This window comes from Mesorhizobium sp. M0052, assembly GCF_040323255.1.
Taxonomy (GTDB): Bacteria; Pseudomonadota; Alphaproteobacteria; order Rhizobiales; family Rhizobiaceae; genus Mesorhizobium.
Genome location: NZ_JAMYUS010000004.1, coordinates 69,532 through 84,478, shown reverse-complemented (window position 1 = coordinate 84,478; position 14,947 = coordinate 69,532). Strand labels below are relative to the sequence as shown.

Below are 14,947 nucleotides of genomic sequence, written 5' to 3'. Positions count from 1 at the left end.
GGGTGCGCCCCATCACTCACCCGCTCCGTGCTGGTAAAGCTCGTCCATGCTGAGCATTGCCAGGGTTGCGAAGGGGGCCTGTTTTTTCACCCGACCGCGGCTCAAGATCACCACGTCGTCGCAGAACGATATGGTGCTGTAATGATGACTGATGACAATGGTGGTGCGGCGGCCGGCCCGCGATTTCAGCGTCTCGACAATAGCGGCTTCTGACAACCCATCCACCGCACTGGTGGCTTCGTCGAGGATGAGAATATCGGGATCGCGCACCAGCGCCCGCGCCAGGGCGATCCTTTGCCTTTGTCCGGCTGACAGGTTGATGCCCCGGTATCCGACCAGTGTCGCGTAGCCCTGCGGCAGGTGCTCGATGAATTGATGTGCCTCGGCCAGCCTTGCGGCGCGCATGGCGTCGCTGGCCGACGCCGTGTCGTAGCCGTAGATAATGTTTTCAAAAATGGTGCCATCGACCAGTTCCAACTCCTGACTGGCCAGGGCAATGTTCCGCCGCCACTGGCTTGGGTCCACTTCATCGAGCGGTGCCCCATCGACGAGGATCCTGCCGCTGTCGGGTTTGACGAAGCGGCACAGGAGATTGACGATCGTCGTCTTGCCGGCGCCCGAGCGGCCGATCAGCGCCGTCGAGCGGCCGCTGCGGATGTCGAACACCGCCTTATGCAGCACCGCCTCGCGCGCGTCGGGGCCTGACAGGGGACCGGAATAGGCGAAGCTCACATCATCGAAGCTGATCCCTTGGCGCAAGCCGTCGAACGGCAGGCTGCCCTGCGGCGCCTCGGGCTTGTCGGAAGGATCGAGCAGCCATTGTACCTCCTCCAGCGAGCCGCTCATGCCTTGCAACTGACTCCAGGACATCTGCAAGGCCCGCATATGCGGCTGCAGTCGGTAGAGCAGGATGAGGAAGGCGACGGTCAGCGGGAAGCTTACATTCGCCAGCCAGGCTCCGATCACCACCGCCAGGAACAGCATCGCGTGCAATACCTCGGTCAGTGGCGGCAAGACGCCCTGGCGGATTGAAAGCACGAAAGCCGCCCGCCGCACCCCGTCGGACGCTTTGGCGAAGACCGCCTTTTCACGGTTCTCCTGCCCGAAGATGCGAATCAGGCGCCCGGCATGCACCAGATGCAGCATCTGCGACGCCAGTGCGCTGTTGCGCGAGACGACGCTGCGGCTCGGCGCCTTCAGATTGGACGACAAAACCCCGTGCGCCAGCTGGACAAGCGCCAGCCCTAGAGTCACCAGCAGCGTCATCTGCCAAGAGAGGAGCAGGAGGAAGGCGAGCAGGATGACGGCGGCCGAGGCACTGACGATCGCGCCGAGCAGGGCCTGGATAGCGTCGGATGCTCGCCAGGATTCGTTGGAGATGATGTTGAGCAGCCGCCCGGGGCTTTGCTGCAGGAAAAAGGGGTAGCCGACCCTGAGCAACTGCTCCGACAGTGCGCTACGGATCGAATAACCTGCCTTGCCGTAGATGTAGCTGGTCAGCAGAGTGTTGGCGAAGGCAAAGACATTTTTCAGTACGATCGAACCGAGGATCGCGGCCGAAATGGCGATCAGCCGCTGGCGCTCGCCGAGGTCCGCTCCAACCTGCTGGAGGAGGGCGGAGAAACCGGCCATGCCTGATGTTTCGCCACGTCCCATAATGATGCCAAGCAGCGGAATGATGAGACCGATGCCGAGGCCTTCCAGCGCGGCGCCCGCAAGCCCGAGCCCCACCACGACGGGAACGAGCCGCAACAGCCTGCCACCAAGCGCGCGGCGCAGCATTGGCAGGGCTGACGGAATCAGTGACATTATCGCGCTCTGGCCTCCGCATTGGCTTCGCTGGCTTGTCGGTCGTGGCGCAGCGGCAGCCGTTTTGGCCATCCCATCATGACGAGCAGCGCAAATCTGGCGGCACCTGCCAGATTCATAACGACAATAGGCCAGTGCGACAGATCGAGGTCGCGGTCAAAGCGAGGACGGCCCGCCAGTTCCCTGAACGCGGCCCGCGCAGACCAATAGACATGGCGAAGCAGCCAAGGGGCGTGGCGGACATGTTTCAGGCACAGCGCACCATTACCGAGGCTATAGTCGCGGTGCAGCCTGTCGATCGACTTGCGGTCTCGCCGGCCGTGATGATGCAAGACCGTCATGTCGGGCACGTACTCGACCGGCATGCCGAGCAGCATCGCCCGCACGAGATAATCAGTATCTTCAGCCGAGCGTAGCGGGCCGCCAGCGCCGAAGCGTTCGTCGAACGAGCCGATGCGGGCCGCGACGTCGCGGTGCATGGTCATGTTGCAGCCGAGCACGAAGCCGCCGGGGTGGACCGCCGGGGTCAGCCGCTCGCTTGCCTCGCGGAGCTTTATGGTGAAGGGCAGGTCCCGGGCATCACCGAGCTCGACCCGGCCGCCGCGGATCAGCCACTTCTCGCCACTCCGGTAGTGCCGCTCCAGGTCGCGGAGATAGTCGCGGTCGAGCTTGCAGTCGTCGTCGACGAAGACCAGCACGCGGCCTCGCGCTCGCGCCAATCCGGCATTGCGGGCAGCGGCTAGTCCGGGGCGAGTCTCCGAGACGGCTGTGACTGGGATGTCGGAAGTTTCGGCGATAGCGGCCAGCCGCTTTGACGTGCCGTCCCGTGAACCATTATCGACCACCACCAACTCTGCCGCGAAGGTGGCGTGCACCCGGCATGCGGCCTGGATCGAGGCTATGCAAGCTTCCAGCACAGCGGCGCGGTCGCGCGTGCAGACGATGAAACTGACCTCGAGCGACGGCCGCTCCGATCGGGGAGATGTCGGGACAGGTGCACTCGCAAACTGGTGATCGCGCAGGAGCGGGTGGGGCCTGTCGGTCATACCAGTCCCCGCTGATAACGCGCAAGCACCGCTTCGGCCGGCGTGGTTTTGAAGAAGTACGCCACCGCGTCCGCCCGCTTTCCGGCCCTTATCGAGAGCAGGCTGAGCCAAGGCGCCCAGACGCCGGGACGCAGCGCATATTGTTCGCGGCGCCGGATGAAATTCCATCTCGCCGTCCGCGTGAGCAATTCGTGGGTCAGCGGCGGTTCTCCTTCGTCGCCGACGAGTTGGTAGAGGAAATAGAACAGGTTCAGCGCGCCTGCCTCGAAGCTTGGCCGTGTGTCGGTCGGCAGCTCGGAAATCCGCTCTTCGAGCGCACGGATGAAATCGGCTGCGCGCGAAACCGTGTCGAAAGAGACGGCCTCGCCGATGTCGCGCAGATCCGCTGTGGTTTCCGCAAGCCCCTCACGCTCGAGATTTTCGGCCACGATCCGCAAATGCGTCCTGCGCATTTCCTTGGCATGCCGCATGGTCACGCTTCCCGCGTGGATGCGATAGACGAGCAGGCTATCGGGCAATATGGTCGCCGGGAAACGGCCGGCAAGCCGTCTGAAGAGATCGAAATCCTCGGCATGCCTATATTTTGGATCGTAATAGAGATCGTTGTTCCCAATAACCTTCCTGTTATAGATCACCGTCGGATGTAAGAATATCGTAAAGAACATCGACAATATGTCGAGCCGGCCGAGCCGGAACACCGGGTCTAGCCTGCCTTTGGCGATACGGCCGTGAAGCAAGGTATCGACGCAGGCGCCGCAGAAGCCGAGATCGGGCCGCCGCTCGAACAGTGCGACCTGGCGCGAGAGGCGCCGGGGATAGGCGACATCGTCCGCATCCATTCGCGCAACAAGCTCGCCCTGGGCCAGTCGTAGCCCTTCATTGAGGGTGGCGACGAGGCCGCGGTTCTCACGCGAGATGACAGAAACGCGATTGTCTGCCCGGCGGTATCGTTCGAGAATCTCGAGCGAGTTGTCAGTCGATCCGTCATCGATAGCGATGACCTCCAGGCGATCGTAGTCTTGCCGCAGAATGCTCTCCAGCGCAGCGGTGAGATAAGGCCCGGCATTGTAGACCGGCAGCAGGACGGAGACGAGCGGCGCGGTCGTCATCTCTGTGCATCCGTTCGCCGGAGTTCGAGTGCGGCGCGGCCATCGGGGGATCCGCCGGGATAGGCGTCCGCCGCCCTGCCGAGCCAGCCGGCATCGCCAGAGCGTGCCTGGGAGCGGCGGCGCGCCACATAGGGGAAGCGGCGCTTGAGGCCGTTGAGCGGCTTTTCGAAAGCCGTCCACGAGATCGAAGCGACGGCGATCGTGGCGGCGCTCGCGACCAGGAAACGCCCTGGCCCCTGCTCCGAGACATTGAGCGGGATCCAGGGCTGTGACTTGACGGCGAGCGAAAGAAGGATCGGATGGTAAAGATAGACGCCGTAGCTGATGCGGCCCAGTGACAGCAGCGGTGGCAGTTCGAAAACCCTGCCGAGGACGCCGCCAAGGCCGGCTGAACAGGCGGCGACAACGGCCACCAGCGGCACTAGGGGCAGGATCTGCAGCAACGCCCAGCGGGCCCATTCCAGCATAGGATCGGCCGGCGCAGGGATAAGCCACTCAATCGCCAGGAAGACAGCCGCAAGGGCTGGCCAGCCTAGCCGCATCCATTGCGGCAGGCCGGCGCCTCTGGTCCGCCGGCAGGCAAGCAAAGCACCAAACGCCAGCGCGTCCATCGATGCTGGCGGCAGCAGGTCGCGCGCTAGCGCCGGGGTGGCGGTGATCGGCCAGTGGAAGCGATAGGCCAGCGACAACAGGATGACGCCGATAGTGATCGCTTCCACCCGCCGGCGGGGTGCGAGAAGCACGACCAGCGGCCAGGCGATATAGAACTGCTCCTCGATGCTCAGGCTCCAGAAATGGCAGAGTAGCCAGGGCGTCCATTCGTTGCGCAGCGCGTACCAAAAATTCGACAGGTAAAGCGCATGCCAGACGAGCGATCCACTGGACTGCTCCAGATCGGTCAGCCAGACGAACCCAAGCACGGCGAAATAGGGCGGGAATATGCGCAGCGCGCGCCTGATGTAGAAGGAACTCAATGCAGGGCCGGCTTTGAATTCGGCCGCGGCGCGCGCTTCGAGCAGCAGTCGTGTGATCAGGAAGCCGCTCAGCACAAAAAAAAGCCGCACCCCGATGTGGCCCCAAAAGGAGGACCCGTTGGGTGCAAGGAAATGGGAATAGAGAACCATCGTGACAGCGATGGCGCGCAGAGCGTCCAACTGATTGTCACGCGCGACCGCCATCAGCCATTTCCGCCGGTCTGAAATCTCCGATGAAGCCAGCGGCCCTGCATTCCGGGCCTCAGGTCGAGGCCTGCCAGCGTCGAGAGTGCGCCGACAACATCAAACCCGCGCCTTGTGCGCGGGGCAGCCTCGAAATCGGTGCTGGCCAGCGAAAAATTCAAGCTGATCAACTTGGCGGAATCCTCCACGGCGCACTTCCCGGTACCAAATCCCCCAAGAAATGGTGCAACCGGGCAATGGTGCAGTGCAACACAAAATATCTATCGAGCTGTAATATTTGTGTGAGTTAGTGCTAAAAATGGGTATGATTTGCGAGTGCGTTGCGTCGCTGAGGGTTTTTCACGTCCGCAATGCTGTATGAGCAGTAGTACCATGTCAGAAAAGGCACGGTTTAATTACACAACAATAATCCGGAGTGTCTGATATAGGTCAAAATTGGATGGTCAAGCGTCTGACGACGCAATCCTGTGGCGGCGGCCATATGGCGCATGTCGACGAGGCAGACAGGAAGTGCCGGTGTTGGCGTAGGGAGTGACGTGCATAGCCTTGCACCTGCCGTCACGCTTGCGTCGGATGGAGAACTGGTGCCGCTTAGGTGACTCGAACACCTGACCCCATCATTACGAATGATGTGCTCTACCAACTGAGCTAAAGCGGCCCGGGAAGCGCGAAGCCTCCAGGATCGGCTGGGTGATAGACTCAACCGGCCGCTAATTCAAGATGGGCAACCGTGATTTCAAGGCTGGATCCGGCAATTCGTCCCGTCATTTTCCATTGGCGCGGAATAAGCCATCGCCTCGTTTGCTTTTTCGATTACGCGGAGACGTCGCGCCGAACTGCGCGCAAATTGCCCGGCAAGGCGGCAAACGGACTGATTTTATTGCTAAAAAGCATCGAAATGGGCGTTGAACAGGCCTGTAAGGCAGAATGCGGGCGCTCGCCCGTTGATTGATTGGTCGCCTGCGGCTAACGATCATGGCAATGTAAGCGAACGGACAGGGGAATTTCGCTTGGACGCGATCGAAAAAGCGATCCGCAACGCCTTCGAGAAAGGCAACGCCGAGGACCGGGCATTTCGCGAGCGGGTCTATCGGTCGGCTTTCGCGGCGCTCGACCGCGTGCTCCAGGCCAATCCCGGCGTGACGGTGGAAGCCGCCATCAAGCGCCGTAAGGCGGTGCAGGAAAAGATCGCCGAGATCGAATCCGAATTCCTGCCCGCGGTCCCCGATGTCGCTGCGCAGACGCAGAGCGCTGCGCAGACACAAGATACCGCGCTGACGCAACGCGTTGCGCAGGCGCAAGACGCCGTACGGGGCGCCGCCGAAGCGCCGGCGGTCGATGCCCCGACAGGTGTCGCGGCCGGACCGTCGCCGGCGATCGTCGTTGATGAACCGGTTCAGCCCGAGGCATCCGACGCGCCGCGTTCGCGCGTGCTGCCGGTCGTCCCCGACATCATGCCTGACGCCACGCTGCCCGGCGCCCCGGCGATCGATATGGCCGATTCCGCGCCGGCCGAGGCCGCGGCGGAAGTGGCGCCTGACCGTGATGAAAGGCGGATAAGGGGCCGCCGCCTGCCGCTGACGGCGATCTTCTTTGGCGTGACGTTGCTCGCCGCCGCCGGCATCGGCCTCTATTTCGCCGTGCAGACCGGGGTCTTCAAGACGCCGGCGCAGCTCGACACGGCGCCGCCCGAAGCGCCGCCGACCGTCGACGATGACGACTTCACGCCGCCTGCCGATACAACTGAGCCGCAGCAGCCTGGCGCGCCGCAGCAGCCTGGTGTCGCCGAACAGACGCGCGACTGGATCAACGTGTTTACACCCACCGATCCAACGCATGTGGCGACCCCGTCCGACGCCAAGGCCGATGTCGTGCAGGACGACACCGGCTCCTTCCTGCGCATCCGCTCCGGTGCTTCCGGCTCGGCCATCAGCTTCGATGTCGGGCAGGGCGTGCTGGAGAAGCTTGCCGGCAAACATGCCGTGTTCGACATCGTCGCCCGCGCCGAGGACGGCAAGGACACGCAGATCTCCGTCGACTGCAATTTCGGCGATCTCGGCGACTGCGGCCGCAAGCGCTATGCGGTCGGCCAGCAGCGTAACGAATATCTGTTCGACGTGAAATTCCCCGACAAGCCCCCGGGCGCGGCCGGCAGCATCGCCATCAATTCCGACTTCGACAAGCAGGGCAAGGCGGTCGACATCTACGAGATCCGCGTTTCGATCGAACCGTAAGCGCCGCCTAGCGATCAAGCAGCGCCTGCAGCGTCTCGATGCGGTCGGCTTCGGCGGTCGGCTTGTCCCAGCGCAGCCGTGAGATGCGGGGAAATCGCATCGCAACGCCGGATTTGTGGCGGGTCGAACGGTTGAGACCTTCGAACGCCACCTCCAGCACCAGGCCTTGGCTGCGGTCGGCGCGCACCGAGCGCACCGGGCCGAAACGCTCGACCGTATTGTCGCGGACAAATTTGTCGATCTGCTTCAACTCCTCGTCGGTGAAGCCGAAATAGGCCTTGCCGACCGGCACCAATTCCTCCGCGCCTTCCGGCCCCGACCAGACGCCGAACGTATAGTCGGAATAAAAGCTCGACCGCTTGCCATGGCCGCGCTGCGCATACATCAGCACAGCATCGACCGTGTGCGGATCGCGCTTCCACTTGAACCACGGCCCTTTCGGCCGTCCCGCGAGATAGGGCGAATCCCAGCGCTTCAGCATCACGCCTTCGATAATCGGGTGCGGCGGCGCGCGGCGCAGTTCCTCCAGCGTTTGCCAATCCCGGAATTCGACGAATGGCGACAGATCGAAACGGTGCGGGTCCAGCGTTGTGATGAAGGCCTCAAGACGGGCCCGCCGCTCGCGGAAAGGTAGCGCGCGCAAATCTTCGCCGTTGATCTGCAGCGCATCGTAGCAGCGCATGAAGGCCGGGTATTGCTGCTGTATCTTCGGGGCCACGCTCTTGCGATTGAGCCGCTGTTGCAGGTCCGAAAAGGTGCCGGTCGCCACCGGCTCGCCGACCAGCAATTCACCATCGAGCGCGGCGGAAAAATCCATTGCCTGGGCGAGATCGGGGAATGCGCCGGACACATCGTCGCCGGTGCGCGAATAGAGCCGGCGCACGCCGCCCTCGCACACCGCCTGAACGCGGATGCCGTCCCATTTCCATTCCGCGGCATAGTCGGCCGGATCGAGCTTTTCGAGGTCGCCGTCGCCGACCGGGTTCGACAGCATCACCGGACTGAACAGGGCAAGTGCGGTCCGCTTCGGCTTCTCGGCCTTGCCTTCCAGCCACGCGAACAGCGAGATATAGGGCGGCGTCAGCCCGTGCCACAGCTCCTCGATCTCGGCGACATCGACCTTGCCGAAATCGGCCAGCGCCTGTTTGGCCAGCCGCGCCGAAACGCCGATGCGCAAGCCGCCGGTGACCAGCTTGATGATGGCAAAGCGCGCCGAAATGCCGGCGCTGTCGAGCAGCCCGGCCAGCACCTTGGGTCCGTCCGAGCGGCTCGCCGCCTGCAGCTTCGCCACGACATCGCCAAGCGTCGGCTCCCGGTTGGGGATATGTCCCGGCGTCTGCGGCCAAACCAGCGAGACGGTTTCGGCAAGGTCGCCGACATAGTCGTAGGAATAGCCGAACAGCAGCGGATCCATGCGCTCGGTGACCAGCGTGCGCAGCATCGCCGGCTTGACCGCCGCAATGTTGAGGTCGCCGGTGATAGCCGCCAGCGCCAGCCCGCGGTCGGGGTCCTCGACGCTGCGGAAATAATCGACGAGCAGTGTCAGCTTGCCATTGCGCGACGGCGTCAGCACCAGGCGGTCGAGGAGTTCGGCAAAGCGGTTCATGGATGCAAGGACCGCGTTGACGGCAGAGGTTTGCGTTCTGGCACACCCCCCTCTGTCCTGCTGGACATCTCCCCCGCAAGGGGGGAGATTGGCAGCCTTGATCTTGCCGCCCATCTTGCGAGGTTGGCGATTGGCGAAAGCGCAGGTGACATCTGATCTCCCCCCTTGCGGGGGAGATGGCCGGCAGGCCAGGGGGGGGTGGGAAGGATCGCCGCGCCGGCGATTTCTGGATCAAAAATCACCATCAATCGCCCTCGTCCTCATAGCCCACAAGGTGCAGTGGCCTGGCGGCGATGCCTTTCAGCTCGCACCAGCGCACCAGCGCTTCCTCACGGCCATGCGTCGCCCAGATTTCGCCGGCGCCCGTCTCCTTGACGGTGGCGGTCAGTTCGTCCCAGTCGGCGTGGTCGGAAATGATCAGCGGCAGTTCGACGCCGCCTTGCTTGGCACGCTGGCGGATGCGCATCCAGCCCGAGGCGAAGCACGAGATCGGGTCGGGAAAGCGCCGCGCCCAGCGGTCGGCGAAGGCCGATGGCGGGCCGACAACGATGGCCCCGGTGAAATCCTGCTTGCCGCCGCTGTCGACGGTTGCCGGCTCCAGCGTGCCGAGGTCGATGCCCTGGTTCTGGTAATAGTCGCTGAGCTTGGCCAGCGCGCCGTGGATATAGATCGGCCTGTCATAACCGGCATCGCGCAGCAGCCGCATCACCCGCTGTGCCTTGCCCAGCGCATAGGCGCCGACCAGATGCGATCGCTCGGGAAACTGCGCCGCCGATTTGAGCAGCCGGGCGATCTCCTCCGTGTCGGGCGGATGGTGAAACACCGGCAGGCCGAAGGTCGCCTCGGTGATGAACACATCGCATTGGACCGGTTCGAACGGTGCGCAGGTCGCGTCCTTCTGGCGCTTGTAGTCGCCGGAGGCGACGATGCGCCTGCCCTTGTGCTCGACCGCGATCTGCGCCGAGCCCAGCACATGGCCGGCCGGATGGAAGGTGACGCTGACATCGTTCAGCGCCATCGCTTCGCCAAGCACGGCCGCTTGCGTTGTCCCGGCAAAATCCTCGCCATAACGCAACCCCATAATGTCGAGCGTCTGCTGCGTCGCCAGCACCGAACGATGGCCGGATCGGGCATGGTCGGAATGGCCATGCGTGATCAACGCCCGGTTGACTGGCCGCACCGGGTCGATGAAGAAATCGCCGCATGGGCAATAAAGGCCTTCAGGCCGGGGATGGAGCAGGTCGCTGGCGCGCATCCAGTCAAGATAGTGGCTAATTCCAGCGCGGGAAGCCTGTTGCAAGAGACTGCTGACTCGGCCTACAGCCAGCCACCGGCCGCATCAGCCGGTGGGGCCATCGCCATGCAACCGCTGAAAATCTCGTCCGGCGACCTGACTGCCGACCGTCGCGCCGACTATGCCGAGATGCTTTTCGGCTCGGGCGAGCACGCGGCAGCGGCGGAGCTGCTGCTCGGCGCGCTGGAACTGGCGCCGCAATGGGCGGCGGGCTGGTTCCGTCTTGGCGAGATGCAGGAGACGGCCGAGCGGCTCGACGTGGCGGCTCAAGCCTGGGCGACGGCGCTGAAACTCGACCCGGCGGATCGCCTTGGCGCTGCGCTGAAGCTGCAACTCATCGGCAAGGGGCCGGCTGCCGCGGCGCCACCCAGCGCCTTTGTCGAAACGCTGTTTGACCACTATGCCGAAACTATCGAAGATTCGCTGGTCGGCAAGCTCGGCTACCGGCTGCCGGAGTTTCTCGATCGCGCCATTCGAGCGGCAAGACCGGGCCGCTTTTCGCTGGCGCTCGACAATCCGGCAGCCGCGACACGTGCCGGCTGATTGGGCAATGTGGCCTGCTTGGCCAGGGCCGCCGCTATCAAGGCGTCGGCCTGGCGCGCGCGCTGGTCCGCGCCGGCATCTCCGGCAGGGTTGCCCGCCACGGCGGAGGTCGACATCCGCCGGCGGGGTTTGAAAGCAAGATAGAGAAGCAACGCGCCGAGCAGTCCAGCCCCAATGACGATCGTCAAACGCGTGCCGGTCATGCCGGTGCGTTCGATCTGGGTGGGGTTGGCGGGGTTCTGGACGACGGTGAGCTTGTCGCGGACCTGCGGTTCGCGGGCACCGTTCTTGTTCAGCTCCATCGTGGCCTCGACGGCGTCGGCGCCGGTGCCGACGCGCAAGGTGCCGGTGAATTTCTGGGTCACCTTCCACTCTTTGTCAGCATGAACCGTCTTGAACGCATCCACCAGTTCGCACGGGATCGTGGCGGTGCTGACGGTCTTGTAGACAATCTTGTGGGCGGTCGATTCCATGTCGCATTCGACATTGACCGCGAGGATTTCAGCAGGCGCCTCGGGCCAGCCGCTCTTCTTGATCATGTCCTTGCCGCCGAACACAGCGATCAGCAGACAGAAGCCGCCAATGAGTACCAGCTTGATCTTGGTCGTGTTCATGCGCAACCCCCTCGCCGCGCGGTTTCCCGGCAAGAGGCTGCTCGTTCAGGTTGAATATTCAGTAAATCGTAAACTCTCGACGTGCGCCTAAAGTTACTCACGCTTAATGTACAGAAAACGGCGTGGCGAATATTTTAGAGATAGTGGCGGCCTCTACCCATGCGCCACCATCACATGACGAACGGCGGTATAATCCTCCAGCGCATAGAGAGACATGTCCTTGCCGTAGCCGGACTGCTTCAGCCCGCCATGCGGCATCTCGTTGGTCAGCATGAAATGGGTGTTGATCCAGGTGCAGCCATATTGCAGACGGGCGGCCGTCGCCATGGCGCGCGAGACGTTCTTGGTCCACACCGAGGATGCCAGGCCGTAGTCGCTGTCATTGGCCCAGTTCACGGCTTCATCGACTTCGGAGAAGCGGGTGATGGAAACGACCGGGCCGAACACTTCGCGGCGCACGATCTCGTCTTCCTGCAGCGCGCCGGCAACCACCGTCGGCTGGTAGTAGAAGCCGGAGCCTGCGCCCGGCTTGCCGCCGGTGGTGATCTCGATGTGCTTCAGTTCCGAAGCGCGCTCGACGAAGCTCGACACGCGATCGCGCTGGCGGCGCGAGATCAGCGGCCCGATCTCGTTTTCGGTGTCATCGGGCTGGTTGTATTTGATGGTCGAGACGGCAGATGAGAGATCGGCGACGAGCTTGTCGTAGATCTTCTTGCCGGCATAGATGCGGCAGGCGGCTGTACAATCCTGCCCGGCATTGTAGTAGCCGAAAGCGCGCAGGCCGTTGACCACGGCGCCGAGGTCGGCATCGTCGAAAACGATGACCGGCGCCTTGCCGCCGAGTTCCAGATGCGTGCGCTTGACCGACTTGGCGGCGGCCTGCAGCACCTTCTTGCCCGTGGCGACGTCGCCGGTGATCGAAATCATGTTGACCTTGGCGTGATTGATCAGCGTGTTGCCGACGCTGTCGCCGCGGCCGAGCACGACATTGACGACGCCCTCGGGCAGCACCTCGGCCAGGATCCTGGCCAGCTTCAGCGCCGTCAGCGGCGTCTGCTCCGACGGCTTGAAGACGACGGTGTTGCCGCCGGCAATGGCCGGCGCCAGCTTCCAGGCCATCATCATCAGTGGATAGTTCCACGGCGCGATGGAAGCGACAATGCCGATCGGATCGCGCCGCACCATCGAGGTGTGGCCGGGAATGTATTCGCCGGCGACCACGCCCGGCATCGAACGCACAGCGCCGGCAAAGAAACGATAGCAGTCGACGATCGCCGGGATCTCGTCATTGAGCACGGCGTTGATCGGCTTGCCGCAATTCAGCGCCTCGAGCGCCGCGAACTCCCGCGCGTTGGCCTCGATGCGGTCGGCGATCTTGAGGAGATAGCCGGAGCGCTGCGCCGGCGTTGTGCGTGACCACAAGACGAATGCTCGCCCGGCGGCAGTAACAGCCGCCTCGATCTGCGCCTGGCTTGCTTCAGGCAGGTTGAGAATGGTCGCCCCGGTCTTTGGATTCAGAATCGGCTCCTCGGTCTCGGTGCCGTTCTCGAACTTCGAGCCGATCAGCATCTGGGTGTCCATGCAGGTTCTCCTCGGCGAGGAGCGAGTAGCGAATAGCGAGTAGCGAATAGGGCTGGTCGTGCAATCTCCCCTATTCGCTATTCGCTACTCCCTATTCGCTGTTCTTCATTTGCCCGAACCGGCGATCTGGTCGCCGTCGCGGGTCAGGTAATAGGCGGCAAGGATGGGCAGCAGCGTCACCAGCACCACGACCATGGCGACGACATTGGTGACCGGACGCTGGCGTGGGCGGATCAGCTCTTCCAGCATCCAGATCGGCACGGTCTGCTGCTGGCCGGCGGTGAAGGTGGTGACGATGACCTCGTCGAAGGAGAGCGCGAAGGCGAGCATCCCCCCGGCAAGCAGAGCGGTGGCGATGTTGGGCAGCACGACGTGCCGGAAGGTCTGGAAGCCGTCGGCGCCGAGATCCATCGAGGCCTCGATCATTGAGCCGGAAGTGCGGCGGAAACGGGCGACCGCATTGTTGTAGACGACGACAACGCAGAAGGTGGCGTGGCCGAGTACGATCGTCCAGAACGAGAACGGGATGTCGGCTAGCGAGAAGGCCGAGCGCAACGCGATGCCGGTGATGATGCCGGGCAGCGCGATCGGCAGGATGACGAGCAGCGAGATCGTCTCGCGGCCGAAGAATTTCGTCCGCGACACGGCGGCGGCGCACAGCGTGCCCAGGATCAAGGCAATCGCCGTCGAGATGGCGGCGACGCGGACCGACAGCGACAGCGCCTGCCAGACATCAGGGCGGTTCCAGGTGACGGCAAACCATTGCGTGGTCAGCCCCGGCGGCGGCCAGACGAAGCTCTTCTCTTCCGTGGTGAAGGCATAGACGAAGATCAGCAGGATCGGCAGGTGCAGGAAGAGCAGGCCGCAAGCGGCTGCGATCTTGAGGCCGAGCGGGGCGGATTGCGAACCGTCAGAGCGCATCGAAGGCCCCCATGCGCTTGGCGCCCCAGAGATAGAAACCCATGATGACGATGGGCACGACGGTGAAGGCGGCGGCGAGCGGGATGTTGCCGGCGGTGCCCTGCTGCGAATAGACGGCCTGGCCGATAAACAGCCGCGACGTGCCGATGATCTGCGGGATGATGTAGTCGCCCAGCGTCAGCGAGAAGGTGAAGATCGAGCCGGCGACGATGCCGGGCAGCGCCAGCGGGAACAGCACGTTGCGGAAGGTCTGGCCCGGCGATGCGCCGAGATCGGAGGACGCCTCGACCAGATTGCCGGGCACGCGCTCCAATGCCGCCTGCACCGGCAGGATCATGAACGGCAGCCAGACATAGACGAAGGCGATGAAGGTGCCGGTGGCGGAGACCGACAGCGAGTTGCCGCCGACGACCGGCAGCGACAGCCAGCCATCGAGCACCCAGAGCAGATGCAATTTGGCGAGCAGCCAGGTCAGAATGCCTTCCTTGGCGAGGATCAACTTCCAGGCGTAGATTTTCACCAGATAGCTCGACCACAGCGGCAGCATGATTCCGAGATAAAACAGCGCCTTCCAGCGGCCCCGGGCATAGCGCGCCGCATAATAGGCGATCGGGAAGGCGATGGCGGCGGAGGCCAGCGTGACCAGCACCGCCATCGTCACCGTGCGCAGGATGATGTCGAGATTGGCGGGCTGGAACAGGTCGCCATAGGTCTTCAGCGTGAACTCATGGTTGATGAGGCCGGAGAATTCGTCGATCGAGAAGAAACTCTGTGCCAAGAGCGCGAACAGCGAACCGATATAGACGACGCCGAGCCACAGCACCGGCGGCGCCAGCATGAGGAACAGCAGGAGTTGCGGCTTGCGCCAGAACAGGTCGGACAGCGCACCGCGCATCCCGCCGCTGCCGGGCAGGATGGCGGGGGCGGCGGTTGAGTCGAGCGCGGCGATGGTCATGGGGCGACCGCGTGCTGAAGGAACCGTGAGAGGCAGCGTTCCTTCACACCCCCCTCT

The 14,947-nt window shown here is 63.6% G+C and carries 12 protein-coding genes, 1 tRNA gene and 1 pseudogene; 2 read left to right on the top strand and 12 right to left on the bottom strand.

Translation table 11 applies throughout. From position 1 onward, the window contains the following. Positions 1-12 precede the first annotated feature (12 nt). From NKJ77_RS06245 to NKJ77_RS06220, 6 genes are all read right to left on the bottom strand, one after another. The gene (locus NKJ77_RS06245; RefSeq protein WP_027049321.1) at positions 13-1,809 is read right to left on the bottom strand and encodes an ABC transporter ATP-binding protein; all 1,797 of its coding nucleotides are present in this window, start codon (positions 1,807-1,809) and stop codon (positions 13-15) included. Continuing rightward, a complete protein-coding gene (locus NKJ77_RS06240; protein ID WP_023738159.1) occupies positions 1,809-2,855 on the bottom strand; it encodes a glycosyltransferase family 2 protein in 1,047 nt (348 codons plus the stop codon). Before NKJ77_RS06240 ends, NKJ77_RS06245 begins: the two co-directional genes overlap by 1 nt. Next, positions 2,852-3,964, bottom strand: a complete 1,113-nt coding sequence (locus NKJ77_RS06235; RefSeq protein WP_023682047.1) for a glycosyltransferase family 2 protein — start codon at positions 3,962-3,964, stop codon at positions 2,852-2,854. Before NKJ77_RS06235 ends, NKJ77_RS06240 begins: the two co-directional genes overlap by 4 nt. Further along, entirely contained in the window at positions 3,961-5,142 is a 1,182-nt protein-coding gene (locus tag NKJ77_RS06230) for an acyltransferase family protein (RefSeq protein ID WP_352534591.1), read from the bottom strand. Before NKJ77_RS06230 ends, NKJ77_RS06235 begins: the two co-directional genes overlap by 4 nt. Further along, positions 5,142-5,330 (bottom strand): hypothetical protein, encoded by a 189-nt coding sequence (locus NKJ77_RS06225; protein ID WP_023682045.1) that lies wholly within the window; start codon positions 5,328-5,330, stop codon positions 5,142-5,144. The genes NKJ77_RS06230 and NKJ77_RS06225 overlap by 1 nt, the downstream gene beginning before the upstream one ends. 394 nt (positions 5,331-5,724) lie before the next feature. Further along, positions 5,725-5,800, bottom strand: a tRNA-Thr gene (locus tag NKJ77_RS06220). Between the two features lie 352 nt (positions 5,801-6,152). On the opposite strand from NKJ77_RS06220, the gene NKJ77_RS06215 reads away from it, so the two are divergent. After that, positions 6,153-7,376 (top strand): hypothetical protein, encoded by a 1,224-nt coding sequence (locus tag NKJ77_RS06215; RefSeq protein ID WP_352534590.1) that lies wholly within the window; start codon positions 6,153-6,155, stop codon positions 7,374-7,376. A 7-nt stretch (positions 7,377-7,383) separates the two neighbouring features. On the opposite strand, the gene NKJ77_RS06210 is transcribed toward NKJ77_RS06215, so the two are convergent. Together NKJ77_RS06210 and NKJ77_RS06205 are read right to left on the bottom strand one after the other, a co-directional pair. Continuing rightward, the gene (locus tag NKJ77_RS06210; protein ID WP_352534588.1) at positions 7,384-8,982 is read right to left on the bottom strand and encodes a cisplatin damage response ATP-dependent DNA ligase; all 1,599 of its coding nucleotides are present in this window, start codon (positions 8,980-8,982) and stop codon (positions 7,384-7,386) included. 244 nt (positions 8,983-9,226) lie between these two features. Further along, positions 9,227-10,237, bottom strand: coding sequence for a ligase-associated DNA damage response exonuclease (locus NKJ77_RS06205; RefSeq protein ID WP_352534689.1), 1,011 nt, complete (start codon positions 10,235-10,237; stop codon positions 9,227-9,229). Between the two features lie 105 nt (positions 10,238-10,342). Here NKJ77_RS06205 and NKJ77_RS06200 point away from each other — a divergent pair. Further along, a pseudogene (locus NKJ77_RS06200) lies at positions 10,343-10,789 on the top strand (SAM-dependent methyltransferase); the annotation flags it as partial. Here the strand turns inward: NKJ77_RS06200 and NKJ77_RS06195 are convergent. From NKJ77_RS06195 to NKJ77_RS06180, 4 genes are all read right to left on the bottom strand, one after another. Continuing rightward, positions 10,717-11,433 (bottom strand): hypothetical protein, encoded by a 717-nt coding sequence (locus tag NKJ77_RS06195; protein ID WP_023831165.1) that lies wholly within the window; start codon positions 11,431-11,433, stop codon positions 10,717-10,719. The pseudogene NKJ77_RS06200 and the gene NKJ77_RS06195 sit on opposite strands and share 73 nt — an antisense overlap. Positions 11,434-11,586: 153 nt before the next feature. Next, positions 11,587-13,014, bottom strand: coding sequence for a gamma-aminobutyraldehyde dehydrogenase (locus NKJ77_RS06190; protein WP_023831166.1), 1,428 nt, complete (start codon positions 13,012-13,014; stop codon positions 11,587-11,589). A gap of 105 nt (positions 13,015-13,119) precedes the next feature. Further along, positions 13,120-13,935, bottom strand: coding sequence for an ABC transporter permease (locus NKJ77_RS06185; protein WP_023673416.1), 816 nt, complete (start codon positions 13,933-13,935; stop codon positions 13,120-13,122). After that, on the bottom strand, positions 13,925-14,890 hold the full coding sequence (locus NKJ77_RS06180; protein ID WP_352534585.1) for an ABC transporter permease: 966 nt from the start codon (positions 14,888-14,890) through the stop codon (positions 13,925-13,927). The genes NKJ77_RS06185 and NKJ77_RS06180 overlap by 11 nt, the downstream gene beginning before the upstream one ends. Positions 14,891-14,947: the final 57 nt, after the last annotated feature.